16 protein-coding genes are annotated in these 23,110 nt (G+C 69.9%); 8 read left to right on the top strand and 8 right to left on the bottom strand.

Annotated features, from left to right (window positions below; all coding sequences use genetic code 11):
• Positions 1-688: 688 nt before the first annotated feature.
• The 4 genes from WA675_RS20335 to trmB are packed head-to-tail and all read right to left on the bottom strand — an operon-like array spanning position 689 to position 7,516.
• Entirely contained in the window at positions 689-1,339 is a 651-nt protein-coding gene (locus WA675_RS20335) for a Uma2 family endonuclease (RefSeq protein ID WP_336086254.1), read from the bottom strand.
• Between the two features lie 31 nt (positions 1,340-1,370).
• The gene (locus WA675_RS20330) at positions 1,371-6,062 is read right to left on the bottom strand and encodes an MMPL family transporter (protein ID WP_336086253.1); all 4,692 of its coding nucleotides are present in this window, start codon (positions 6,060-6,062) and stop codon (positions 1,371-1,373) included.
• The gene (locus tag WA675_RS20325; RefSeq protein WP_336086368.1) at positions 6,063-6,749 is read right to left on the bottom strand and encodes an NYN domain-containing protein; all 687 of its coding nucleotides are present in this window, start codon (positions 6,747-6,749) and stop codon (positions 6,063-6,065) included. It abuts the gene before it with no gap.
• 23 nt (positions 6,750-6,772) lie between these two features.
• Positions 6,773-7,516 (bottom strand): tRNA (guanosine(46)-N7)-methyltransferase TrmB, encoded by a 744-nt coding sequence (gene trmB, locus WA675_RS20320; RefSeq protein ID WP_336086367.1) that lies wholly within the window; start codon positions 7,514-7,516, stop codon positions 6,773-6,775.
• A 256-nt stretch (positions 7,517-7,772) separates the two neighbouring features.
• Here trmB and WA675_RS20315 point away from each other — a divergent pair, with 256 nt between their 5' ends.
• The 4 genes from WA675_RS20315 (at position 7,773) to WA675_RS20300 (ending at position 12,919) form a co-directional block, all read left to right on the top strand.
• Positions 7,773-8,882 (top strand): hypothetical protein, encoded by a 1,110-nt coding sequence (locus WA675_RS20315; RefSeq protein WP_336086252.1) that lies wholly within the window; start codon positions 7,773-7,775, stop codon positions 8,880-8,882.
• Positions 8,869-10,341: a hypothetical protein gene (locus tag WA675_RS20310; protein ID WP_336086251.1), complete on the top strand. Its 1,473-nt coding sequence runs from the start codon at positions 8,869-8,871 to the stop codon at positions 10,339-10,341. Before WA675_RS20315 ends, WA675_RS20310 begins: the two co-directional genes overlap by 14 nt.
• A gap of 218 nt (positions 10,342-10,559) precedes the next feature.
• On the top strand, positions 10,560-12,392 hold the full coding sequence (locus tag WA675_RS20305) for a phosphoenolpyruvate carboxykinase (GTP) (protein WP_336086250.1): 1,833 nt from the start codon (positions 10,560-10,562) through the stop codon (positions 12,390-12,392).
• 347 nt (positions 12,393-12,739) lie between these two features.
• The gene (locus WA675_RS20300; RefSeq protein WP_336086249.1) at positions 12,740-12,919 is read left to right on the top strand and encodes a hypothetical protein; all 180 of its coding nucleotides are present in this window, start codon (positions 12,740-12,742) and stop codon (positions 12,917-12,919) included.
• On the opposite strand, the gene WA675_RS20295 is transcribed toward WA675_RS20300, so the two are convergent.
• Positions 12,916-14,361, bottom strand: coding sequence for an aldehyde dehydrogenase (locus tag WA675_RS20295; RefSeq protein WP_336086248.1), 1,446 nt, complete (start codon positions 14,359-14,361; stop codon positions 12,916-12,918). The two genes, WA675_RS20300 and WA675_RS20295, sit on opposite strands and share 4 nt — an antisense overlap.
• A 298-nt stretch (positions 14,362-14,659) precedes the next feature.
• On the opposite strand from WA675_RS20295, the gene WA675_RS20290 reads away from it, so the two are divergent.
• Positions 14,660-14,869: a hypothetical protein gene (locus WA675_RS20290; RefSeq protein WP_336086245.1), complete on the top strand. Its 210-nt coding sequence runs from the start codon at positions 14,660-14,662 to the stop codon at positions 14,867-14,869.
• Between the two features lie 3 nt (positions 14,870-14,872).
• Here the strand turns inward: WA675_RS20290 and WA675_RS20285 are convergent, their stop codons facing one another.
• A complete protein-coding gene (locus WA675_RS20285) occupies positions 14,873-15,670 on the bottom strand; it encodes a class I SAM-dependent methyltransferase (protein ID WP_336086244.1) in 798 nt (265 codons plus the stop codon).
• Positions 15,671-15,815: 145 nt separating this feature from the next.
• On the opposite strand from WA675_RS20285, the gene WA675_RS20280 reads away from it, so the two are divergent.
• Positions 15,816-16,985: a glycosyltransferase family 4 protein gene (locus WA675_RS20280; RefSeq protein WP_336086243.1), complete on the top strand. Its 1,170-nt coding sequence runs from the start codon at positions 15,816-15,818 to the stop codon at positions 16,983-16,985.
• A gap of 208 nt (positions 16,986-17,193) precedes the next feature.
• Here the strand turns inward: WA675_RS20280 and WA675_RS20275 are convergent, their stop codons facing one another.
• Positions 17,194-18,900, bottom strand: coding sequence for a hypothetical protein (locus WA675_RS20275; protein WP_336086242.1), 1,707 nt, complete (start codon positions 18,898-18,900; stop codon positions 17,194-17,196).
• 249 nt (positions 18,901-19,149) lie between these two features.
• Between WA675_RS20275 and WA675_RS20270 the strand changes: the two genes are divergently transcribed.
• Positions 19,150-20,307, top strand: a complete 1,158-nt coding sequence (locus tag WA675_RS20270; protein WP_336086241.1) for a polysaccharide biosynthesis protein — start codon at positions 19,150-19,152, stop codon at positions 20,305-20,307.
• Between the two features lie 245 nt (positions 20,308-20,552).
• On the opposite strand, the gene WA675_RS20265 is transcribed toward WA675_RS20270, so the two are convergent.
• On the bottom strand, positions 20,553-21,743 hold the full coding sequence (locus WA675_RS20265; RefSeq protein ID WP_336086240.1) for a DUF3068 domain-containing protein: 1,191 nt from the start codon (positions 21,741-21,743) through the stop codon (positions 20,553-20,555).
• A gap of 171 nt (positions 21,744-21,914) precedes the next feature.
• Here WA675_RS20265 and WA675_RS20260 point away from each other — a divergent pair, with 171 nt between their 5' ends.
• A complete protein-coding gene (locus WA675_RS20260) occupies positions 21,915-23,108 on the top strand; it encodes an acyltransferase family protein (protein ID WP_336086239.1) in 1,194 nt (397 codons plus the stop codon).
• Positions 23,109-23,110: the final 2 nt, after the last annotated feature.

Here is a 23,110-nt window from a genome sequence, read left to right as displayed (position 1 = left end):
GCCTGCGGCGCGGCCTTGAACCGATCGGAGCACCCAGGGGTGCCGGTGTCGTAACCCCCTGCCCCGGACTCCCGATCGCCATGCCCCGATAGACCCTCTCGGCCAACACTTCTGGCCCCGCGTCGGAATCGGCGCGTGGCTTGGTTGGACCGTGTCGAAGGTGTGCACTCCCGGGCCGACACGGTGCGTACGTGCGAGGCGTACGACGGTGGTACTCGCAGACGGCTGAGTAGTGGGGTGTTTGTGGATCCCCCTGGTCGGGCTCGTCGATGACGACCATCGAACGGCCGGGGCCCGGGGTGGCGAGACAGCGGGTCATCTCGACCGCGTGGGCGGTCACTCCGCGGGAAGTGCCTGGTCCGAGAGTGAACGTCTGGTGCGGGAGCCGTGGGGCTCGTGGATGACGGCTCGGCCATGGAGACGCCGAGGTGTTGCAGGGTAGGGTGTCCCCTACGGTGCGAACAGGTGGTGCTGTTTCGTACCCAGGCCCTCGGAGAGTGTTGGACGCACTCCCGGGGGCCGATCTATGTGCGCGACAGTACACCTCGAGTAATCGATCGGCAAATAGGGTGGCGCGGTTGGCATCTCGATTGTTCGAGGTAGACGAGTCGTGGCGGCGCGACTGGGAGTTGCCGGACATTTCGCGGTGCCGGTTGCGTACTGCGAGAGAGGGACTCGCGCCTGGCCCTCAGAACGCGAGAGCCGACCAGGGGATGTCTATCGGGAACGGGTAGGCGAAGGTCACGGCGGAGTCGTCGGTTGGCGTCCATTCGCCGACGATCAGGTAGTTCGCCGGACGCAACGGCGTGACCCCCTGCGGTAGTTCGGCATGACCGGTCTCGAGCGCGTACGCGCGGATCTGGGCGATCGAGCTCGTCTCGCGGTGTAGGCCGACCTCCCAGTACCAGGGAATGCCCGCGCCCGCGTAGCGCGCCTTCTTCGCTTCCATGTCGGTCTGGGTGTTCGACGGGGAGAGGACTTCGCCGACCAGGACTGTATCGCCCGCTCGCACATCGGCGAACGGTGGCAGGCACCGGTGCACGAGAAAATCCGGCGTCAGGAAATCGGACTTTCCGGCTGCGCCGAGAAAGACGTTGGTCTCGGATTCGACTTCCCAGCACTGCTCGGGGCGGGCCGTGGTCTCATCGCGAGCGCACCGCTCGATCTCGTTCGTGAGTCTGCGGGTGAACTTCTGGTGCTCGCGCGGGCCACGCGGCAGCCACACGACACGCCCATCCCAGAGCTCGATCTGATCGGCGAGGTGCTCAGGCAGCAGTTCGAGCTCTTCCCAGGTCATGTACTCGGGGAGCTCATCATCCTCGGCGTTCTGCCTGGACATGCTCCTAGGCTACCCGCCCGCAGGTCTAAGGCTAGTCGGAGTCGTCCTCGCGGCGGCGGAGGAGTTCGTTCACGCTGACGGTGCGGCCCTCATTGCCGGTGTGGCGGCCTTCGTCGGCGGGGGTGCCGCGGCGGGAGGAGCGGAGCTGGGCCATCCAGTTCTCGATCTCGTTGCGGTTGTCGGACTGGGGGTCGTCGGAATCCGGTGTGGGGGTGGCGGATTCATCGTGGGTGCCGTTGGTGGCGGATTCCGCCGGGACCGCGGTGAAGCCGTCGGGGGCCTGCCAGTGGGGTGTCCGGTCCGGATCGGGGCGCCGCACGATCGGGTCGGTTGGCTCGCGGGGCGGGGCCCAGCCGACCGGGCCCTGTGGCGGGGTTTGGGTGCGGCGGGTGGGTGGGGTGCCGAGGGAGCCGCGGGCCGGTTCGGAGGCGCCGTGCCAGGTGGTGGACGGGGTGTCGTCTGTGCTGGTGGGGGCGTTGTCCGGTCGTGCGGAATCGGCCTGCGGGGCAGCGAGATCCGAGGCGTTGTTCGCGGTTGAGCCGGTGTCGACGGTGGGGATCGTCGGCGTCGCGGACTCGCTGTCGGTGCCGGGATCGGTGGCGGCCTCGGTCGGGGTGACCGGGGTGAACGGCGAGGTGACCGGGGAGAAGACGGGGTCCGACGCGAAGGTGTTGTCCGCGAAGGACGCTCGCGCGCTGCGCCGGTCGTCGTCGGTCGCCGGAGCGCCCGTGGGGAACGACTGGGTTCCGTTGGGGGAACCCGGAATGTCGATGGCGGGGGTGGTCTGACTCCGGTCGGTGGACTGCGGGTTGTCGGCCGGAACGCGTCGTGGCGGACTCGACTCCCCACTGAATGCCGAGGCGGAACCCTCGGTCACCGGAGGCTGCTCAGCTGCCGACAGGCTGTCAGCGGAGGTGTGCGACAGGGGATGCTGCTCACCGCTCGGTGCGGCAGAGGAGTCGGCTGGGAAGTTCGGCTGCTCGGGGGAGATCTGCCCTGGGGCGGTGGACTGGGTGGTGTCGGAGGGGATGCGCCGTGGGCGATTCCGCTCGCTGTCGGTGTCGTCGCCGAGGACGACCGGCCGGACCGGCGGAAGTGTCGGCTCGCCGGGGGTGACCGGGGTGAAGATCGGGCCCTGGTCGGCCGTCGGGGTACCGGTGGTCAGGGGGTCCTGTGGTTCGACCGGGACCGGAGTGCCGAAAACGTCTCGGGCGGCGGGGGTTTCCGGGGCGCCGTGGGTTCGCGGTGTGGTCGGCGGGGTGACCAGCGAAGGCATGGACGGCGGCGGTGTGGCCGGGGCCTCGGCGCGGTGGGCGCCGGGTGTCGCCGAGAGGTCGGTGGCCGGGGGGATGACCCCGGAGTCCGACTCGCGGGTGGGCTCTTCGTCGTCCGCCGGGCGGGCGCCGAAATCGTGATCCGGCGTCGGCAGGGGAGTGAAGCCGCTGAAGGTGCCACCGGCGGGGGGCTCAGTGGGGCGCGGCTGGGGGGTGATCATGCTCGGCCGCGACGGGTTGACGATGCCGGGCGGGTTGACGATGCCGGGGGGCGGCGAGCTCAGCGTGCTCGGGCGCGTCGGGGTGACGATGCTGGGTCGCGGCGTCGGGTCCTCGCCGAAGCCACTCGTGTCTGGCGTGGAAACCTGCGGTACGGACGGGGATTCGCCGCGCGCGGGAATGTACCCGCTGGGCGGCTGCACCCGCTCCGCTCCGCGCGGCGCATCGGCACCGGCATCACGCTGCCCCGCGGCGCCGGGGTCGCGCGGCGGCAGGCCGCCGCTGCCGAACCCCTCCGCGCCAGCGGACGGGTCGACGGGAGACCCGATCACGCCGGGAACATCATTCGGGCGGTGACCGGACCCGATCACACCATCGTTGTCCGGGGCAGCGGTCCCGCCGCCGATGACACCAGCGCCACCGGCCGATCCGAGGCCGCGACCACCGGCGAGGCCGCGTTCCGCGGCACTGAAGCCGTCGGTCGCGCCGTTGCGCCCACCGGAATCCGCACCGCCACCGGAACGCGGCACCGGCCGACCCGGCAGACTGATCCGGCTCTCGCTCGGCGAACCGGCGCCGGGACGACCCGTGCTCCCGGGCAGATCGAGACCGGTATCGCCCGAGGTGTCCGCCTCGGAAGTGGGCGCGGAACCATCCGTATCGGGCAGATCCAGACCGGACGACCGTGAATCATCCTGCCCCGCAGAACTTTCCGGAGCATCCGGCTTCACCACCGGCAGAATCTGCGTCGGCTCACCGGAATCGGGCGCCTGCGCACCGGGCTTGACCACCGGCAACGTCCGGGTCGGCTCGTCGGCGAGCATCGACGCGCGCGGCCGGGTGGGATCGGGCGACTTGGCCATGCGCGGGCGCGTGGGCTCCGACTCGCCTTCGGTGATCTTGGTGATGTGCTGGGTCGGCGCCTCGGCCTCGATCTCGGCGACCGTGCGCGGGCGGCGCGGGGTCTTGGCCAGCTTGCTGTCGGGGACCGCCGTCATCTGCATGGTCGGCGGGTCGGTGATGGGGGTGGTCTTCACCAGGTCGACCACCGCGCCCTTCTGCGGGCGCTCGTCGTCGAGGATGGGCTCGCCGAGACCGATCTTCTCCTGGATGCGCTTCATCCACTTCGGCGCCCACCAGCAGTCGTCGCCGAGCAGCTTCATGATCGCGGGCACCAGCAGCATGCGCAGCACTGTCGCGTCGATGAACAGCGCCGCGATCATGCCGTAGGCGATGTACTGCATCATCACCATGTCGGAGAACGCGAACGCGCCGGTCACCACCAGCAGGATCAGCGCGGCAGCGGTGATGATGCGCCCGGTCTGGGCGGTGCCGATCCGCACGGCCTCGGTGGTCGAGGCGCCCTGGGCGCGGGCCTCCACCATGCGCGAGAGCAGGAAGACCTCGTAGTCGGTCGACAGGCCGTAGATGATCGCGATGATCAGCATCAGCACCGGCGCGCTGATCGGCTGCGGGGTGAAGTTGAGAATCCCGGCGCCGTTGCCGTCGATGAAGATCCAGGTCAGGATGCCCAGCGTCGAGCCGAGGCCGAGCGCGCTCATCAGGGCGGCCTTGATCGGCAGCACCAGGGATCCGAAGGTCAGGAACATCAGGATGAACGTGCTGAGCAGCACGATCAGGATCATCCACGGCATCAGTTCGAGCAGCGTGTCGATACTGTCGGCCATCAGCGTGGGCTGACCGGTGACATACATCGTCACGCCGTCGGGGATCTCGATCGAGCGCAGGTAGTCGATGGTCGGTTCGGCATTGCCGGTGGGGTCGACCAGGGTCGCCGAGGTGCGGAACACCTGCGGGTCGCTGGGCGATTTGACCGGCACGTCGAACGGGCCGACCAGCCCGGGCGCCTGATTGGCCGCCTTCCAGACCTGCCCGATCGCGGTGGTGTTGTCGGAGACGAAGACCAGCTGGATCGGGTCGGTCTTCTTCTGCGGGAAGACCTCGTAGAAGTGCTCGAGCGCGACGCGGGTCTCGTTGTCCGGCGGCAGGTACTTCTCGTTGATACCGCCGAAGGCCAGGTTCTTGACCGGGATGATCAGCAGCAGCAGACCCACCGTCACCGGGATGGCGATCTTGAGCGGGTGCTTCATCACCCAGCGGGTCAGGCGGCCCCAGAAACCGTTCTCGATCTGCTCGGCGGTCTTGGTCTTGCGGAAGCGCTTGAGACCGAGCATGTCCACGCGCGGGCCGAGCACGGCCAGCATGGCGGGCAGGATCGTCACCGCGGTGAGCGCGGCCAGCGAGACCGTCGCGATGGTGCCGTAGGCGACCGACCGCAGGAAGCCCTGCGGGAACAGCAGCACGCCGCCGAGGCTGGCGATGATCATGGTCGCGGAGAACACGACCGTGCGTCCGGCCGTCACCACCGAGCGCCGCACGGCGGCTCTGGTGTCGTAGCCCTCGGCCAATTCCTCGCGGAAACGGCTGACTATGAACAGGCCGTAGTCGATGGCCAGACCCAGGCCGATCATCGAGACGACACCGGTGACGAACGAGTTGACCTCGGTGAAGTTGGTCAGCACCATCACCAGACCGGTGGCGCCGACGATGGTCAGACCACCGATGATCAGCGGCAGCGCGGCCGCGACGATGCCACCGAAGATGAAGAAAAGCAGCACGGCCACCGCGGGCAGCGCGAGGACCTCCATGCGCTTGGTGTCGTGCGCGATGGTGTCGTTGAGCGTGACCGCGAGCGGCTGCAGGCCCGAGACCTCGACGTCGACGCCGGGGATGTAGAAGATGTCGGCCACGGCCCGGTAGTTGGCCATGATCGTGGTGTCGTCGTCGCCGACGATGGCGATCGAGGCGAACGCGTGTTTCTTGTCCTTGGTGCCGAACGCCGAGGGCACGGCGGGCGCGTCGCCCACCTTCCAGTAGGTGCCGTTGATCTTGCCGATCTGGTCGGGGTGCTCGGTGACGGCGGCCGTCAGATTGTCGACGATCTGCTGGCTGAACGCCGGGTCGTCGATCGTCGTGCCCTCGGGGGCGTTGTACATGACGATCACGTCGGCCATGTGGTCGCGCCCGTAGGAGGCGTCGGCGATCTCCGCGCCCTGCACCGACTCGGAGCCGGGGTCGAACCAGCCGCTCTGGGTCAGCCGGTCGCCGAGACCGGTGCCGTAGGCGCCCAGCGCCAGCAGAGCCGCGCCGACCACACCGATGACGGCGAAGCGGAACCGATAGACCAGATCGCCCCAGCGGGTGAACACTTAAGCGACTCCTTGACCAGGGCGAGAAGTGAGCAGCGCCGACAGCGGCCGGAACGGCTGCAGCCAGGCGCCCTCGTCGGGCAGCGAATCGAGGCTCACCCGCGGCAGCGGTTCCCGGAATACGCCCGGGATGTCCTCGAGATCGACGAACTCGAGAGTATCGGAAGTGACGGCCCAACTCGCGTGCTCGCGGAATCCCAATACCTGAGCTGGGATTCCCTTGGCGGCGATGGCTTCCAGCGGCTCCCGGAACGCCTGTCCGTCGGCGGAGGCGACCATGATTCCGGCCAGCCCGTCGTGATCGCGCATGGCGATGTGGGCGAGCATGTCGGCGTCGACGTCGGAGTCCTCGTCGATCTTCGGCTTGGCGAACACCGCGAAACCGACATTGCGCAGCGCCTCGACCCACGGGCGGACCACGTCGGCGGTGCCGGGCGCGATATTGGTGAAGACGGTGGCCTCGGGCTCGACCCGGCTCTTGGTACCGGCCGAGAGTTCGGCGGTGCGGGCCAGCAGCCAGCGGCCGAGCGCGTCGAAACGGGGGCGATAAGCGGCGGTAGGACGCCCACCGAGGATGGCGCCGAGTCCCATGTCGAGGTTCGGTGCGTCCCAGACCAGCAGGACGCGCCGGACCTCGGCGCCGGAACGGGGCGCCTCGCTGCCGGTTCCCTGGGCGATATCCGGCATCTCGGTGGCGATCTCACTCACGCTCATCTGTCGATCTTCCCCCATATGAACTCGTTGATGGCGCTACCGGCACGCAAGCCTTTGCCCTCGAACTTGGTGACGGGCCGTTCGAAGCCGATCGGCGCGGTGACGCGGTTGGCGGCGCTGTCGCCGCCGGTGGTGTCGTTCAGGCCGGTGAGCAGCGGTTCGGCCGAGCCTACTGCGAGGATGTGCTCGGCGTAATCGGCGTGGTCGGTGGCCACGTGCAGCACGCCGCCCGGCTTCAGCCTGCTGGCGATCAGCGCGAAGGTCGGCGCCTGCAGCAGCCGCCGCTTGTGGTGGCGCGCCTTGGGCCACGGGTCGGGGAAGAAGACGCGCACGCCGGTCAGCGACTCCGGGGCAACCATGTTCTCCAGCACGTCCACGGCGTCGCCGCGCAGCAGCCGGATGTTACCGATCTCCTCGCGCTCGATCTGCTGGACGAGCTGGGCCAGGCCGGGCTGGTAGACCTCGATGCCGATCAGGTTCAGGTGCGGTTCGGCCTGGGCCATCGCCGCGGTGGCGGTGCCGGTACCGCAGCCGATCTCGATGACCAGCGGGGCGCTGCGGCCGAACCACGAGTCGGCGTCGAGCTGCTCGTTGGCGACATCGCGGCCGATCACCGGCCAGGTGCGGGCCCAGGAGGTCTGCTGGTTCGGCGTCAGGGCGCCGCGGCGGGAGCGGAAGCTCGTGACGCGCGGGTACAGCCGGGAACCGGTGGTGGAGCGGCGGCCCGCCTCGTTCGGCATCTCGGAGAGTTCGAGGTGCTTCGAAGCGGTGGACGGCGGCTCCGGAACCGACTCGACAGGGTGGTTGGCAGCGTCGTTCACGTCGTCCATTGTCCAGCATGCGCGCGGGTGCGCCGCAGCCGAGTGCTGCGCCGCGAACCCGGCACCGCAGATCGGCGGGTCGCGGGCGGGTTGTCGGCCCAGGTGGGCTCCCGGTTCTCCGCCAGCCGCCATTGCGCCGATCTGACAGAATGCCCTCTCGACAAGGGGGTGCAGAATGCCGACAGCCACCGAATCCGTGCAGACACGGTCGCCCGACCAGCTCGACCAGCTGATCTCGGCGCTCCGATCGGGCCGGGGCGGTGATCCGGCGACCGCCGACCGGCTCGCCGCCGCCGTCGCGCGCAGGCGCAGGCCGCTGAAGATCCAGGTCGCCGGGCGGGCCCTGAGCGGTCGCACCACCGTGCTGCGCGCGCTGGCCCTGCTCTCGGCCGAGGAGACCGCGCCCGTCGACCAGCCCGAGCTGCCCGACCCGGTGCTCGACGGCGATCTGGTGATCTACGTGCTGGCAGGCGCGCCGCAGGCCGCCGACCACCGCCTGCTGGCCACCCTGCCCGCCGGGCGCGGCGTGGTGGTGCTCAACAAGGCCGACGCGGTGGGCGCGCGCTGGGGCGAGGCGGTCGCGGCCGCCGAGCGGTACGCGCAGGAACTGAAGTTGCCGATCATTCCGGTGGTGTCCTCGCTGGCCGCGCGGACCAGGGCGGGCGCGGTCGACGCGACCGACCTGAGCGATCTGCGCACGCTCGCCGAGAGCGCCGAGGTGCCCTCGGTGCTGGCCGCCGAGCTGTTCATCGGCACCGGCGCCGACCAGGACACGCGCCGCAGACTGATCGAGAACTGGGACCTCTACGGCGTGGACTGCGCGCTCGCCGCGCTGCGCGCCGACCCAGAACTGCCCGCCGCCGCGCTGATCCAGATCCTGCACTCGGCCAGCGGCATCGACCCGTTGCACCGGCTGGTGCACCGCCGCTACGAGCAGGTCGAGGCCGTGCGCGGCGGCGAACTGCTCGACGAGCTGGTCCGCCTCGCGGCCGCCGCCGTCCCGCTCGACGGTGCCCGCGGGCGCGAGATGATCGAGCACTACCTCGCCGGTGACGAGGCCCTGTGGGCCGGTCTGTGCGCGGGCCTGGCCTGCCCGGCCGTGTCCCACCTGGCCGCGGGCTACCCATCCCCGGCCCCCGCCGACGCCGACGAGGCCCTGGCCCGCGCCACCCGCTGGCGCGCGGTCGTCTCCAGCGATATGCCCCCCAACGCCCGCCGCGCGGCCCTGCGCGTGCACAACGGCTACATCCGCGCCTGGGAACGGATGAGCAGTGCCGGACTCTGACCAGCCCGACATCGCCCCGTCGCCCGAGGTCGAGGCCGTCATCGAGCGCTGGAACCCGCAGGGCGTGGCGCTGCTCCGGGCCATGGAGCAGACCGGCACCGGCAACCAGGTCGTCCTCTACGCCGTGGACGACGCCAATACCACCCTCGTGCGCACCGAGTTGGCCCGCTTCGAACCGCGCATCGATCTCGCCGATCCGGCCACCTTCACCCAGGTCGACGAGCCGCCCGCCGCGCTGATCCTGTTCGACGCGGGCAGCGTGCTCGGCGCCGACGTGCTCGCCCTGATCGAACGGCTGCGCGCCGCGAAGCAGCCGATCCTGCTCGCCATGAACGGCTTCCACGCCTATCAGGACTGGCGGGCCACCCGCGAACGCAGCCTCGCTCTGCTCGCCACCCGCGGCATCACCGACCTCGACGTGCTCGCCGTGTCCGCCAAGCTCGCCGCCGCCGCCCGCGCCGCCGACGACTCGGCCCTGCTCGACCGCTCCGGCCTGGCCGGGCTGCACGCCGCCCTCGCCGCCGCCACCGCCGCCGAACCCACCGACGGCGCCCGCCGCCGCAATGCCGTGCTGACCCGCGTCCTCACCGACACCAGGGCCCGCGTCGAGGAACAGATCGCCACCCTGCGCGCGGGCACCGAGTCGCAGCGGATCCGGGAGGAGCGGGTGGCCCTGCTCGCCGGGCGCGACGGCGGCCGCCAGACCGGGCTGTCGGCGGTGCGCAGTCAGGTGCAGCTGGCCCGCGTCGACCTGACCACCGAACTCGGCGGCCTGGTCCGCACCCTGCACACCCGCTCGCGCGCCGAACTCGACCGCTGCGACCGCACCGAACTGCGCGCCTACCCGCGCCGCCTCCAGCAGGCGACCAGCGAACTCTCCGTCGCCGTCGACGCCGCCATCGACGAGCGCGTGGCCGAGACGGCCCGCCGGATCGGCACCGCCGCGCCCGAGCCGCGCAGACGCGATCCGGCGCCCCGTGTCGGTCCCGATCCCGAACCGAGACACCGTGGTGTCGAAGATCACCTGATGATCGCGCTCGGCGCGTCGGCCGGTGTCGGCCTCGGCAGGCTGATCGTGGCACCCCTGTCGCTGGTGCCCACGCTGGACGTCGCCAGCGTCCCGGTGACGCTGCTGCTCGGCGCGGGCGCGGCCGCCTGGGTGGTGCGCGCGCGGGCCCAGCTGGCCGAGCGCAACCACATGTCGCAGTGGGTCGCCGAGGCGCTGGTGAATGTGAAAGCCCAGCTGGAGCAGCGTGTCGCGGCCGCGCTGGTGGATGTGGAGGCCGAATTGGCCGAGCATGTGGTCACCGAATCGACGGCCAGGGCGGTGGCCGTGGACCGGCGTGTCGCCGAGCTCGACGCCTTGGCGCGTCGGCTCGTCGCGGAGCGTCCGGCGCAGCTGTCGGCCTGTGAGCGCGATGTCGCCGTGCTCGATCGCTTCGACGCCACGATTGCCTGAGCGACCTGTGGGTAATCGGAAACGAACCCGATTCCGTCCCAGTCGTCATATCGCGTTAACCTGGAGGCAGGAACCTGGGCGTCCGCTCCGTGCCGGCTGATGCGCGGCCCCCGTCCGTGGACGGTGCTGTACACCGTCCATTTGGGGTTGTGCGGTGGTTAGCTCGCTGCGGACGTCTTCCCGCCCTTGGGGGAACCACCCATCTCAGGAGAGTTTTCATGACCTCAGCGACCATTCCTGGTCTTCGTGGATCCGACGGCACCGCGCCGACAGAGCACAGTGAACTGCTCGCCTGGGTACAGGAAGTCGCAGAGCTCACGCAGCCGGACCGCGTCGTCTGGGCCGACGGCTCCGATGCGGAATGGGATCGCCTGACCGCCCAGCTGGTCGAGGCGGGCACCTTCAAGAAGCTCGACGAGAAGAAGAAGCCGAACTCGTTCCTGGCGCTGTCGGACCCCTCCGACGTCGCCCGCGTCGAGTCGCGCACCTACATCTGCTCCAAGACCGAGGCCGACGCCGGTCCGACCAACAACTGGGTCGACCCCGCCGAGATGCGCGCCACCATGACCGAGCTGTACCGCGGCTCGATGAAGGGCCGCACCATGTACGTGGTGCCGTTCTGCATGGGCCCGCTCGGCGCCGAGGACCCCAAGCTGGGCGTGGAGATCACCGACTCCGAGTACGTCGTCGTCTCGATGCGCGTGATGACCCGCATGGGCCAGGCCGCCCTGGACAAGCTGGGCACCGACAAGCCGTTCGTGAAGGCCCTGCACTCCGTGGGCGCCCCGCTGGCCGAGGGCCAGGCCGACGTGCCGTGGCCGTGCAGCGACACCAAGTACATCACCCACTTCCCCGAGGACCGCGAGATCTGGTCCTACGGTTCGGGCTACGGCGGCAACGCGCTGCTCGGCAAGAAGTGCTACTCGCTGCGCATCGCCTCGGCGATGGCCCACGACGAGGGCTGGCTGGCCGAGCACATGCTGATCCTCAAGCTGATCTCGCCCGAGAACAAGAACTACTACGTCGCCGCCGCGTTCCCGAGCGCCTGTGGCAAGACCAACCTCGCGATGATCCAGCCGACCATCCCCGGCTGGCGCGCGGAGACCCTGGGCGACGACATCGCCTGGATGCGCTTCGGCGCGGACGGCCGCCTCTACGCGGTGAACCCGGAGTTCGGTTTCTTCGGTGTCGCGCCGGGCACCAACCACAGCTCCAACCCCAACGCGATGGCCACCATCGAGGCGGGCAACACCGTCTACACCAACGTCGCGCTCACCGACGACAACGATGTGTGGTGGGAGGGCCTCGAGGGCCAGCCCGATCACCTCATCGACTGGAAGGGCAACGACTGGGTCGAGCGCGAGACCGAGACCCTGGCCGCGCACCCCAACTCGCGCTACTGCACCCCGATGTCGCAGTGCCCGATCCTGGCCCCCGAGTGGGACGACCCGCAGGGTGTGCCGATCTCGGCGATCCTGTTCGGCGGTCGCCGCAAGACCACCATCCCCCTGGTGACCGAGTCCTTCGGCTGGGAGCACGGCGTGTTCATGGGCGCCACCGTCGGCTCCGAGCAGACCGCCGCCGCCGAGGGCAAGGTCGGCACCGTGCGCCGCGACCCGATGGCCATGCTGCCGTTCCTCGGCTACCACGTGGGCGACTACCTCAACCACTGGATCAACGTCGGCAAGAACGCCGACGCGGACAAGCTGCCGAAGATCTTCTACGTCAACTGGTTCCGTCGGGGCGAGGACGGCCGCTTCCTGTGGCCCGGATTCGGTGAGAACTCCCGCGTGCTGGAGTGGATCGTCGGCCGCATCGAGGGTCGCTCGGGCGCCGAGGCCACCGCGGTCGGCAACGTTCCTTCGGCCGCCGACCTCGACCTCGAGGGCCTGGATGTCGAGGCCGCCGATGTCGACGAGGCGCTCGCGGTGAACGCCGAGGAGTGGCGCAAGGAGATCCCCTCGATCGAGGAGTGGTTCGAGTTCATCGGCGACAAGCTGCCCTCGGGCATCCGCGACGAGTTCGAGGCCCTCAAGGAGCGCCTGGGCTGATCCCCACCCGAACAGCGAACCGCCCGTACCGTTCTCGGTACGGGCGGTTTCGTCGTTCAGGTGCGGGGCTCACACCCTCGGCGTATCGCCGCGCCCGTCGTCGATGAGTCGCGGTCGGTTCGAGGCGAGGTTTTCGGACTGCGAGTTTCCCGAATCGATCTCCGGCGGACGATTTCCCGGCTTGTCAGCGGGTACCTCGGTAGATGTCAGAGAGTCGTCCACACCGGAGAGTCATCGTCACTTATATTCCTCTCAGCTCCCGAGTACGTCGCATCATCTGAGCTGACTCCCTTTTCGATCCGCCGACGTGGACCACGATGAGATCGACGCTGAGAGGTGATTGACGCATGACCGATCTGGTGACCGGATTCGAGTCCGACACCTACTCGAGCACACCGCTGCAGCGGGTAGCGGGCCGCTTGCAGCGCGCCCTGCCCCCGGGCTGGCAGGTCGACGTGGTCGACCTACCAGCCAAGGGCGAAGTAGCCGCGCAACCGGTGCTGCGCGTCCAGATGCCGGAGGACTAGCCGGTCCATCCCATTGGCATCAGCACCGACTTCTGCTCGCAGAACGCGTCGAGCCCCTCCGGACCGTTCTCGCGGCCGATGCCGGAGTTCTTGTAGCCACCGAACGGCGCGGTCGGGTCGAAGGCGTACCAGTTGATCGCGTAGGTGCCGGTGCGCACCCTGGCCGCGATCTCGGCGCCGTGCTCGATATCGGTGGTCCACACCGACCCGGCCAGGCCGTAGTCGGAGTCGTTGGCGATGGCGACGGCCTCGTCCTCGGTGTCGTAGGGGATCACCGACAGCACCGGCCCGAAGATCTCCTCCTGGGCGATGGTGCTGGAGTTGTCGACGTCGGCGAAGATCGTCGGCTCGACGAACCAGCCCTTGTCCAGCCCGGCGGGCCGCCCGCCGCCGAGTACCAGCCGGGCGCCCTCGGCCTTGCCCTTGGCGATGTAGCTCTCCACCCGATCGCGCTGCTTCTCGCTGATCAGCGGGCCGAGCTGGGTGGCGGGGTCGCCGGGGTCGCCGGTCTGCATCGTCTTGACGTGCGCGACCAGCGCCTCGACGATCTCGTCGTAGCGGCTGCGCGGGGCCAGGATGCGCGTCTGCGCGACACAGCCCTGCCCGCTGTTCATCAGCCCGGAGAAGGCGAGCACGGGAATGCTGGCGGCCAGGTCGACGTCGGGCAGCACGATCGCGGCCGACTTACCGCCCAGCTCGAGCGAGACGGTCTTGAGCTGCTCGCCCGCGATCGCGGCCAGCTTGCGGCCCACCGCGGTGCTGCCGGTGAAGGTCACCTTGTCCACGCCGGGATGGCTCGCCAGGTATTCGCTGGCCTCGGCCTCGGCGGGCAGGACGGAGAGCACGCCGTCGGGCAGCCCGGCCTCGGTGAAGATATCGGCGAGCAGGTTGGCGGTGAGCGGGGTCAGCGGTGACGGCTTGAGCACCACGGTGCAGCCAGCCAGCAGCGCGGGCCCGAGCTTGTTCGCGGCCAGGAACAGCGGCACGTTCCACGCGGTGATCGCCGCGACGACGCCGCGCGGTTCCCGTGAGACGCGCGAGGTTCCGAACAGGCCGACTCGAGTCTCGTTCCATGCGAACGTCTTCGCGAGCGCGGCCCACGCGTCGAGCGCGGCGACCGCCGGAATCTGATTGAGTGTCAAGGCGGCTGACGCGGGCGCGCCCATCTCCGCGGTGAGCGCGGCGAGCAATTCGGGCGAACGCTGCTCGATGAGCCGAGCGGCCTTGCTGAGTACCTCGGCTCGTTCCAGTGGGCTTGTCGATGGCCACGGTCCGCTGTCGAACGCGTCGCGGGCCGCGGCGACCGCCGCGTCCACGTCGGCATTCGTTACCGCGGGCACGCTGCCGACGGTCTCCTCCGTTGCGGGTGAGACCACGGAAATGCGGTCACTACCGGCCGGGGTGGTCCACTTCCCGCCGATGAACAGACTGTCGTAGTGCATAAGAACACGTTACAGTTTTGCCGCCGGATTGTCTGCAACATGTTCTAATTCGCTGTCCCGCAACGACTGTGAACAGGGCGAATTCCAACCTGTCGGTTCGCTTTTCGGGTAAACGCACTATTGCGTTCTGTTGGTGAAAAGGGGATGCTTTAGCTACTGATCAGCTCGCTCGATTCATCGGACCTTTACAGCGAATTGGGGAGACCGACTCATGGCTGTGCAAGTGATCGGCCGATCGTTGATGACCAGCGACCAGACCGACCATCAAGCGAAGAGTGTGGGCAGCGGGGGATGGGTTGTGTCATTCCTGCCCGGCCGCACACTCACCATCGAGCAGGCAACTGCCGCCATCCAGGCCGCTGAGGCGGTCGCGCAGGTGGGAATGCTCGCCGATCAAGTCGGCTTGACGACACTGGAGACAGTGGGTCTCGCCATCCAGGAATCGCCGTGGGCGAGCGCGCTGCCCGCGCCGGTGCGCCGCACGCGGCGGCTGAGCTGGCTGGCCTGAACGCTACTTGGTCGCCACCACGACGAGATTGCTGACGAGTAGCTCGCGCAGTACCGGAACGCGGACCAGCCACCACGCCCAGCGCGGGTGGTAGCGCGGGAACACCGTGCGAACATCGGCTGAAGTCGTTGCCGCCCAGCGCAGCCCGTCGGCCGCCGACACCGCGAACAACGACCGGCCGAACCTGTTCTTCGGTTCGTATCCGTGCTTGCGCCGGTACCGACGCGCCGCGTACTCGCCACCGAGGTAGTGCCAGAGCCCGGTCTCGTGACCACCGAAGGGCCCGTGCCACACCGTGTACGAGAACACGATGAGGCCGCCGGGCTTGGTCACCCGCACCATCTCCTCCGCCATCACCCACGGATACGGCACGTGCTCGGCGACATTGGACGAGAAGCAGACGTCGAAGGCGTTGTCGCGGAACGGCAGTGCCATCCCGGAGCCGCGCACCGAGCCTGCCACCCGCAGGCCCGCTGCGTGCATCTCCGAGGGGTCCGGCTCCACCGAGACGTAGCGGGCGCCCGCGGCGCTGAACTCGTCGGCGAAGTAGCCGGGGCCGCCGCCCACGTCGAGCACCACGGTGCCGGTGAGGTCGCGGCCGGTGTTGTCGGCGTAGAAGTCGCCGATCAGCTCCGCGCTGTCGGTGGCGATGCCGCCGTAGAACCGGCCGGGGTCGGACTGCTCGAACCGGAAGCTGGTGAGCAGGCGCAGCGAGCGGCGCAGGGTCGCGCGGCGGGCGAAACGCGACGTCTCGCGTCGCTGGACGGGCTGCGCGGTTCTCGGCAGTGATGCGGTCGGCACGGCAGGAGTTTAGGGGCTCGCCGCGCGGGGCTCACCGCCGGACACTCTGCGGCGATAGTGGCCGCGCATCTCTGTCGTGCAGAACACACTCCGCTAGGGTGGGGGCCGACGTCTGTCCGAAACCGACCCGAAGGCGAGCCCGACCGTGCGTGAAGTCCTCCTGCTGTGCTGGCGTGACACGGGGCACCCGCAGGGCGGGGGCAGCGAGCGGTACCTGGAGCAGGTGGGCGCCCAGCTGGCGGCCCGCGGGGTCAAGGTCACCCTGCGTACGGCCGGTTATCCGGGTGCTCCGCGCCGCGAGCGCGTCGACGGGATCGACATCAGTCGCGCGGGCGGCCGCTTCACCGTCTACCCGCGCGCGCTGGCCGCCATGCTGGCCGGTCGACTGGGGATCGGCCCGCTGCGCGGCATCCGGCCCGACGTGGTCATCGACACCCAGAACGGCATCCCCTTCTTCGCCGGTGCCACCGGCGTGCCCTCGGTGGTGCTGGTGCACCACGGGCACCGCGAGCAGTGGCCGGTGGCGGGCAAGCTGGTCGGGCGGATCGGCTGGTGGATCGAGTCCAGGCTGTCCCCGCGCGTGCACCGCGACCACCAGTACCTCACGGTGTCGCTGCCCTCAGCCGAGGAACTGGCCGTGCTCGGGGTCGACCGAGAGCGCATCGCTGTCGTCCGTAACGGCGCCGAGCCGGTGCCCGCCGAGGTCACCCCCGGTGACGCCACCACCCGCGCCACCCACCCCCGCGTCGCGGTGCTGTCGCGCCTGGTTCCACACAAGCAGATCGAGGACGCCCTCACCGCCGTCGCGCACCTGCGCGAGCAGTTCCCCGACGTGCACCTCGACGTCATCGGTGACGGCTGGTGGGCCCCCAACCTGCGCGAATGCGCCGCCACCCTCGGCATCGCCGACGCCGTCACCTTCCACGGACACGTCGACGAACGCCGCAAGCACGAGATCCTGTCCACCGCGTGGGTGCACGTGATGCCCTCCCGCAAGGAAGGTTGGGGCCTGGCCGTCATCGAGGCCGCCCAGCACGGCGTCCCCACCATCGGCTACCGCAGCTCCCGCGGCCTCACCGACTCCATCGTCGACGGCGTCACCGGCCTGCTCGTCGACGACGCCCCCGCTCTCGCCACCGCCGCCGCCGACCTCCTCGCCGACCCGGAAACCCGCCAGGTCATGGGCGAGAAGGCCCGGGCCAGAGCCCACGAGTTCTCCTGGGAACAAACCGGCTCCGGCGTCTACGAAGTCCTCTCCGCGGCCGCCACGGGCACCTTCAAGACCGGTCTGGTAGCTCCTCCCGCCCAGCACTGACCCTCAGTTGCTGAACAGGTCCTCCACCGTCCGGGCCGTAATCGCCCTGCTGAGCCACCCAGCACGGCATCAGCCCGCCGCTCGATCGGTTCGATCTCGGTGAGGTCGACCGACAACTGCTCGACTGCTATCGCACCGGTGTTCTGCTGGCTCGGCAATGTTCGGTGACATGCGGTGGCGCACCGGGGGAGGGCACGCCGTTTCGGGGTCAGCGGCGGCGGAGGGTAGTGGTGAGTAGGGCGGTGAGGAGGAGGGTGACCCAGAGGAGGTGGGCCGCAGTGGAGAGGTGCCGTTGGGTAGGCGTGGCGGTGTCTCGGAGGGTGGGGGTGGGGACGCGGTAGAGGGCGAGGTCGTCGTCGGTGTGGACGAGTTGGGTTGCGGCCAGGGTTTTCTCGGCGTCGCCGAGGGGGCCGGGGGTGGTGCGTTCGACGAGGATCCAGCCGACGCCGAGGTCGGCGAGGGTGGTGGGTGGGGCACCGGCGAGGAGGGCTTCTTCGACGGTGCGGGCGCGGTTGCCCTCGCCGTTGACGGCGTAGCCGCGGACGCGGAGTTCACCGGTTTGCAGGACGTCGTTGGGGAGGATGCGGGGGGCGGGGTCGAGGACGGGAGCTGTTCCGCTGTAGGGGAATCGGCGGAACATGCCGCCGGGGAGGACGGCTACGTCGCCGGGTCCGTCGATCTTCTCGACCGCCTGTGCCCAGCCGCCGGGGTAGCGCACGGGACGCATCTCGTTGCCGACGCCCCACGCGAGATCGGCCAGGGGAAGGATGAGCAGCGCGATGAAAAACGCTGCGACCAGCGAGCTTTCGTCCTTCGATGGCTGGCCGTCGGCGCTGCGCCGGATGAACCATCGGCCACCCGACTGACATGCCGCCGCCGCGCACAGCGCATACGCGGGCATCGCCAGCGCCACGTACTTCTGCGTATCCCGCAGCAACCCGGCCCCGGGCACATGCACCACCAGCCACTCGCCCACCGCGAGCCCCCACGGCGTCGCGCCGAGCGCGGGCAGCACGATCGCCACCACCGCGATGATCAGCAGGGTCCGCCCGTCGCGTCCGCGCGCCCACACCGCGCGCACCCCGAGCGCCACGATGGCGAGCAGCAGAACGGTCGCGACCAGCGCCAAGGGCGTGGTCCGGCTGGCGGGCACCGCCTCGCCGTTCCAGATCCCGCCCAGTCCGGCCAGGCTGCCCAACGTGCCCAGCCACGGTTCGGCCCGCGCCGCGAACGCCGCGACACCGGCGGGATCGGACGGTTCGGCCCCCGAGCCGAGGGCGGTCGCGGTCAGCCACGGCGCGCAGCTCACCAGCCACAGCGCGATGGCCGGAACCAAGGCCCGGCGACCCACCAGCGCCAGCCCGATGATCGCCGCCAGCAGCGACCCGGTGGGCGTCAGCCCCGCGGCGGCGAAGCTCGCTGCCAGCGCGGCCCAGGCCCCGAGCCGCTCCGGTGCGAGGGCCCGCCGCACCCGCACCGCCGCCAGCACGGTCCACGGCAGTGCCGCGTACCCGGCCAGCAGACTCCAGTGACCTTGCAGAAGGCGTTCGGCGACAAAGGGATTCCACAGCGCGAGGGTCGCGGCGACCAACTGCGCGGGCACCGCCGCGTCGAGAAACCGGCGGACCAGCACGGCCGCGCCATAACCCGCCGCCCACAGCGCGACGATCAGAATCGCCTTGACCAGAATGCCGCCATCGATCACCGGCGACAGCACCGCGAGCAGCGCGTCCTGCGGAACCGCGCGCGGCGCGGCGGCGCCGAGCCCGAGCGCGGAGTCGGTGAGATACGAGCGCGGCGTGCTCACCGCGTCGCGCAGCAGCAGATACCCCGAGCCCGCCAGCGGCCCGACGATGATCAGAGTGAGCAGCGCACAGTATCCGGCGACCCAGGCCCTCGCGCGCGAACTACTCATCACCTGCACCTTACGTCCCGCCCCGCGGCGCGCAGACCGGGGGCGACCCGGCTGGGTCTGGTGATCGCGTCGATCGGGCGGCTGTATTGGATGCCGGTTCGAGCGGCGGACACGCCAGGGTGAGTCCGGTCGGACTCACATTTTCGGGGTTGTCGTACCGCCACGCGCGAGCAGGTGCGACGATGAGGCGTGTCCTCGGTCCGTCGCCCCCCTGTCGTTGCTGATCTGACGTGGGTGACGGCTGGCGCGATGACCGCCAACGTCGCCGGTTACCTGCTGCAACTGCTGGCCGGGCGCTGGCTCGGCGTCGCGGGCTACAGCGAGTTCGCCAGCCTGTTGGCGGTGCAGCTGCTGTGCGCGGTTCCCGCCCTGGCCATGCAGAACGTGGTCGCCCGCGAGGTCGTGCGCGGGGCGAGTCTGTCGGCGGTGCGCGCGATGCAGTGGCGCTGCGCCGCGCTGGTCGCCGCTGTCGCGGTGGTGTTGATCCCGGTGGTCGCCGGGGTGCTGCACGTGGGGGTGTGGGCGGCCGCGGGTGCGCTTGGCGCGGCACCGGCGCTGGTCATCCTGTCCGGCGAACAGGGAATCCTGCAGGGCAGCAACCGTTTCCGTCAGCTGGCGGTCGTCCTCGCCATGGCAGGCACCGCCCGTGTCGCCCCGGCGCTGGTCGCCCTGGCCCTCGGCGGCGGCGCGGCGGGAGCCCTCTGGGCCGGGGCCGCGGGCATCATCGCCGCCGCCGCCCTCGCCGCCCGCATCGCCCGTGCCATCCCCACCAGCGCCGACACCCCTGCCCGCCGTCCGGCCATCGGCGTTCTGCCCGTCCTGCGCGCGGTCCAGGTCCAGGCCGCCCTCATGGCCCTGTCCTCCGCCGACCTCATCGTCGTGCGCATAGTCCTCGACGACGTCGACGCCTCCCGCTACTCCCTCGGCACCATCGCCACCAAGATCGCCTTCTGGCTCCCACAGGCCGTCGGTGTGGTGCTGTATCCGCGCATGGCCCAGCCCGCGCATTCTTCGCGCGCCATCCGCGACGCGCTGTCGGTGCTGTCGGTGATCGGCATCGTCGCGGTGCTCGGTGCCGCGGTGGCCGCGCCGCTGGCACCGCTGTTCGCCGGGCAGGACTACGCGCCGATCCAGGGCCTGCTGTGGATGTTCGCCCTGCACGGCGCCATCCTGGCGGTACTCCAGGGCGCGCTGCTCTCGGCCATCGCCGTGGAGCGGACCGCGCTGGCCGCGGTCACCTGGGTGGGGCTCGCGCTGGAAGTGGTCCTCATGCTCGCCTTCGCGCGCTCGATCGGGACGCTGATCGGCACCGCCGTCTCGGTCGCCGCCGTCACCACGACGATCGTCGCGGTGGTCGTCCTGCGCACCGCCGCGCGCGTCACTCCGCGCGAACCGGTCACCGCGTAATCCCACTTCAGCAATCCACAACCGGCACCCTGTGGACAACCGCCTGTGGATAACTCCAGTTCATCCACAAACCCCCAGTTGGGGCCGGAGGACACCCCGCGCGACCACCCGCGGACCCTTCATCCACACACCATCCCCCGAACCCCTGTGGATAACCTGCAAACCGCGAGCGCAACCAATCCGCTGCCCCGGAAACGCCGACGGCCCCGGTCATGAAGACCGGGGCCGTCGGGTTGGCAGAGGCGTCAGGGACGCTTGTTGGTGTCGATCTGCTCGGTGGGACCGTCGTAGTCGCCACGCGGGAACTGCGTGGTCGGCGCGTCGTCGTCATCCCAGCTCGACGCGGCCGTCTCGGGCTCCGGCGCCGGGGTGGGCGCCGGGCGACCACCGCGCGGGCTGGCGTGCGCGGGCGTGCCGCCCCCGCCGCGCAGGCCGAGGAACAGACCGGCCAGCAGCGCGATCACACCGAGGATGCCGAACACGATCGGCACGATCCGGCCGAACAGCGAGAGCTTGTCGGTGTTCTCCTTGGCGATGGCGAGCTGCGACTCGATGGTCGCCTCGTCGAAGACGATGTGCGACTTGAGCGCGGTCACCTCGGGCTTGTCCGCGGTGCGGGCGTAGAACAGGTGGATCGACTCGCCGCCCTTGACGACGGTGCCGGTCTGCGGCTCGACCCACAGGTCACGCACATTGGTGTAGTAGCGGGTCATGGTGACCGGGGTGTCGTCGTCGCCCACGCCCCACTTGTTCGCGGGCAGGGTCAGCCGGTTGGTCGGCGACTGCACCACGTCCCAGGTGCTGGTGACCGGCGCGATCATCTGGAACCGGTAGACCTTCGTGCTGTTGATCTCGGTCTCTTCGATGAAGTTGGCGTCGAAGGACTTGCGCACGTTGATGTCGAAGTACGGGTAGGTCTTCTTCTCGGTGCCGATCGGGAAGCGGTAGCCCAGGCCGGTGTGCTGCACCGGCTCCATCACGCTGCCGTTCTTGTCCACGGTGACCGCGATCGAGCCGTTGGGGTCGGCCGCGACCGGCTCGCCGGTGGTGCGCGAGATGGTGACGCGGTCGACCATGGCGCTGAGCAGCCCGGTGTCGCCCTGCACGTCGGTGCGGCGCAGCGTCTGACCGGCCTGCAGCGTCATCTCGTCGGCGTCGGAGGGCTCCTCGACCGTGACGAAACGCTGCGAGATCAGCGGCACGTCCTTGTTCACGACGGCCGGACCGTCGCCGGTGGTCAGCGACTTGGAGTCGAGCACGAGGCTCTCCTCACCCGGCTGGTTCTCGGCGATGGTGGTGATCTCGAGGTCGAGCGGAGTCTTGGCGACCTTGCTCACCGTGTAGGTGGGGATCATCAGCGCGGCGACGAGTAATGCCGCGCCCAGACCCACGAGCACGCAGGCAACCGTCCTTCTGGTTCCGGCACTCAGTGCCATGCAAACTCTCCTCGTCGTTCGAACACGGATCATCCGGCGGTCTGGTAGTGCGACCACAGGCCCTCGTGAGCCCCGACACTAACAGCCCACACCCACAGACCGGGGCCCTGCGCCCGGTAAATCGCCGACACGCTCGCCCAGGGAATTACCGACACGGCAGACTGGACCTCGATGACGATCGCCACAGCTCCCGCTCCGCCGCCGCGCGCCTTCATTCCGGCTCTGGAAGGAATGCGCGGGATGGCGGCACTCGGCGTGCTGCTGACGCACGTCGCGTTCCAGACCGGCAGCGGGCACATCCCCGTGCTCGGCCCGATCCTGGCACGTTTCGACATGGCGGTCGCGGTGTTCTTCGCGCTGTCGGGGTTCCTGCTGTGGCGCCCGCACGCGGCGCTCGCACACGGGTTCGGCACCGCGCCGACGGTCGGGCGCTACCTGCTGCACCGCTTCGCGCGGATCATGCCCGCGTACTGGGTCGTGGTGGTGTTCGTGCTGGTCCTGCTGCCGAGCGCGGCGCAGTCGGCGAACCTGCGGGTGTGGGTGTCCAACCTGTTCCTGCTGCAGGTGTTCGTCCCGCTGACGCTCACCGACGGCCTCACCCAGATGTGGAGCCTGTCGGTGGAGATGGCCTTCTATCTGGTGCTGCCGCTGCTGGCGTGGATGTTCGTGCGACTGCGCGGCCGCGCGGCGCGCTGGCGGGTGCCGGTGCTCGGCGTGCTCATCGCGGTGAGCCTCACCTGGAATCTGTGGCCGGTGCCGACCCCCGACGCCATCCACGCCGACAACTGGCTGCCCGGCTATCTGCCCTGGTTCGGCGCGGGCATGGTGCTCGCCGAGCTGATCCACGTGATCGTGCCCGCCTCGCGCTGGGGCCGTGTGCTGTCGAATCAGCTGCTCATGTGGGGGATCGCGCTGGCGGCGTTCCTGGTGGCGGCGACCGAGTACGGCGGCCCGGCCGGGCTCGAACGCGCCGAGCCGTGGCAGTACGCGGTGAAGATGCTGCTCGGCATGATTCTCGGTTTCGGCCTGCTCGCACCCTTGGTTCTGCGCACCGTCTCGCTGAAACCGCACCGCTGGCTGGAATCACGCACCGCCGCGCTGCTCGGCCGCTGGTCCTATGGCATCTTCCTGTGGCACCTGGTGGTCCTCACCATGGTCTTCCCCGTTTTCGCCATCCTGCCCTTCAACGGCCACCTGACCTACGTCCTCATCCTCACCGTCCTCGGCACGCTCCCCCTGGCCGCCGCGAGTTACGCCCTCATCGAGGACCCGGCCCGCCTGTGGGCCCGCCGCGTGGACAAGCGCGCGGCCGAAGCCAAGGCCGCCCGCCGCGCCCGCACTTCGTCGCCCACGCCCACCCACTGACC

It is taken from the genome of Nocardia sp. SSK8, from assembly GCF_037034205.1.
Classification (GTDB): Bacteria; Actinomycetota; Actinomycetes; order Mycobacteriales; family Mycobacteriaceae; genus Nocardia.
This window is presented reverse-complemented; position numbering and strand designations above follow the sequence as displayed.

What these genes read in the sequence shown, in the direction of transcription:
- trmB (WP_336086367.1), bottom strand. Translation starts at nt 7,516, where the DNA reads ATGCCGAACGAGGCGGGCCGCCGCTCCACCACCGGTTCCCGGCTGTAC.
- WA675_RS20315 (WP_336086252.1), top strand. Translation starts at nt 7,773, where the DNA reads ATGCCGACAGCCACCGAATCCGTGCAGACACGGTCGCCCGACCAGCTC.
- WA675_RS20275 (WP_336086242.1), bottom strand. Translation starts at nt 18,900, where the DNA reads ATGAGTAGTTCGCGCGCGAGGGCCTGGGTCGCCGGATACTGTGCGCTG.
- WA675_RS20295 (WP_336086248.1), bottom strand. Translation starts at nt 14,361, where the DNA reads ATGCACTACGACAGTCTGTTCATCGGCGGGAAGTGGACCACCCCGGCC.
- WA675_RS20265 (WP_336086240.1), bottom strand. Translation starts at nt 21,743, where the DNA reads ATGGCACTGAGTGCCGGAACCAGAAGGACGGTTGCCTGCGTGCTCGTG.
- WA675_RS20260 (WP_336086239.1), top strand. Translation starts at nt 21,915, where the DNA reads ATGACGATCGCCACAGCTCCCGCTCCGCCGCCGCGCGCCTTCATTCCG.
- WA675_RS20270 (WP_336086241.1), top strand. Translation starts at nt 19,150, where the DNA reads ATGACCGCCAACGTCGCCGGTTACCTGCTGCAACTGCTGGCCGGGCGC.
- WA675_RS20325 (WP_336086368.1), bottom strand. Translation starts at nt 6,749, where the DNA reads ATGCCGGATATCGCCCAGGGAACCGGCAGCGAGGCGCCCCGTTCCGGC.
- WA675_RS20300 (WP_336086249.1), top strand. Translation starts at nt 12,740, where the DNA reads ATGACCGATCTGGTGACCGGATTCGAGTCCGACACCTACTCGAGCACA.
- WA675_RS20335 (WP_336086254.1), bottom strand. Translation starts at nt 1,339, where the DNA reads ATGTCCAGGCAGAACGCCGAGGATGATGAGCTCCCCGAGTACATGACC.
- WA675_RS20305 (WP_336086250.1), top strand. Translation starts at nt 10,560, where the DNA reads ATGACCTCAGCGACCATTCCTGGTCTTCGTGGATCCGACGGCACCGCG.